General features: G+C 55.2%; 2 protein-coding genes. Both read left to right on the top strand.

Going from position 1 to position 1,878, the window contains the following annotated elements; genetic code table 11:
* Positions 1 to 595, top strand: a 595-nt coding sequence (locus H6A60_RS11080; RefSeq protein WP_205104594.1) for an IS607 family transposase, incomplete at its 5' end; no start/stop codon positions are given.
* 1 nt (position 596) lies between these two features.
* Positions 597 to 1,878 (top strand): RNA-guided endonuclease InsQ/TnpB family protein (locus tag H6A60_RS11075; protein ID WP_205104592.1); only part of this gene is annotated, 1,282 nt, incomplete at its 3' end.

The following is a 1,878-nucleotide window of genomic DNA, read 5'->3' as shown; positions in this document are numbered from 1 at the left end:
AACTCTTGGGGTCTCCATTTCGACCCTTCGGCGATGGGATGCGGAGGGCAAGCTGCACGCGAATCGCACCCGTTCCGGACATCGTCGGTATGATGTATCGGAGCTCGTGGGGCTGACGAGTAGTCTTTCCGCTGAAATGCCAAGCAAAAGAACCGTAGCCTACGCCCGAGTATCGAGTGCGGATCAGAAAGGCGATCTTGAGCGGCAGAAGCAGGTGCTCGAACTTTTTTGTGCGAGTCACGGCTGGACTTACGAGGTCATAGCGGACCTTGGGTCCGGCATGAACTATCGCAAGAAAGGGCTGCTGCGGTTGCTCAACATGCTGATTGACGGCGAGATCGAACGACTGGTCGTCACGCATAAGGATCGCTTGCTGCGCTTCGGTGCGGAGATGGTATTTGCTGTTTGTGAAATGAAAAACGTCGAGGTTGTCATCATCAACAAAGGGACCGAGTCCTCGTTTGAAGAGGACTTGGCCAAAGACGTGCTCGAGATCATCACGGTTTTCAGCGCACGGCTTTACGGCTCTCGCAGCAAGAAGAATCAGAAGCTTCTGGACGGCATGAAGAAGGCTGTCGCCGACTCGGAGAACTGAGATGGCAGAAAAGCCGTATGTCTGGCATCTTGGCTTCAAAACGAAGCTCGTTCCGACGCCCGAGCAGGTGCAGTACTTTGCGCGTGCCTGCGGCGTCGCGCGCTTTGCGTACAACTGGGCGCTCGAGCAGTGGCACGAGCAGTATCGGGCACACAAAGCGGAGCCTGAGAGCGTGCCTCTGCCGAACGAATGCGCTCTCAGGCGGAAACTGAACAAAATCAAGCGACAGGAATTCCCCTGGATGCTTGAGGTGACGAAATGCGCTCCCCAGTTCGCCATAAAGTCGCTTGGTAAGGCATACGCCAATCATTTCCGCAACCCGAAGCATTTCGGGTTCCCGACATTCAAGCGCAAGTTCCGAAACGACAGTTTTACCATCTCAAACGATCAATTCAAGCTCGAAGGTTCACGCATCTGCATCCCCAAGCTCGGTTGGGTGCGGATGTGTGAGCCTTTGCGCTTCAAAAACGCGAAAGTCCTGTCTGCCGTGATTTCGCGGCAGGCCGACAGCTGGTATGTCAGTCTGAATTGCGAGGTTTCGGATCTCGACCATCTCGTTCCTGCCGAGAACCAAGGCAGGATCGGGATTGATCTGGGCATCAGCAAACTGGCGACGCTGTCGAACGGACTCGAATTTGAAGCACCCAAACCGCTCAAGAACCTGCTCGGGAAACTGAAGAAAAAGCAGAAGAAGTTCTCCCGGGCAAAGAAAGGCAGCAATAATAGCAGCAAGCTCGCCGTGGAGATCGCCCGTCTTCATCGGCGAATCGGCAACATCCGCAAGGATGCGCTTCACAAGCTGACAACGTTTATCGCCGCCAACTACTCAGAGGTAGTGATTGAAGATCTGAACGTCAAGGGCATGATGGCGAATCATTGCCTGGCGCGTGCCATAGCCGATATCGGTTTTTACGAATTCCGCCGTCAGCTAGAGTACAAAATCGAGCTTCGCGGCGGCAGACTCATTGTCGCGGACCGCTTTTTTCCGAGCTCAAAGCTTTGCCGCTTCTGTCACAAGAAGAACGACGGCCTGCAGCTCTCGGACCGTGAATGGGTTTGTCCGCACTGTGGCGCAAAGATCGAATCGCGCGACCTGAATGCGGCGATCAATCTCTGTCACTATCCCGAATCAGTTTATTGGTGGTCCGAGAGTACAGCGGACTATGCCCCTCCGGCGGTAGCTCACCATGAGAAAAGCGAGCCGGACGTCAGCCCCGTTTCCCTGCAAGGGGATAGAGGTGGTCAGTGCCGTTCCCAAACCCGCGGGAAGCAATCCCGCGGAC

Source organism: Sutterella massiliensis, assembly GCF_016899755.1.
GTDB classification, from domain to species: Bacteria; Pseudomonadota; Gammaproteobacteria; order Burkholderiales; family Burkholderiaceae_F; genus Sutterella; species Sutterella massiliensis.
The sequence above is the reverse complement of the archived record's forward strand: the minus strand, read 5'-3'. Positions and strand labels throughout refer to the sequence as shown.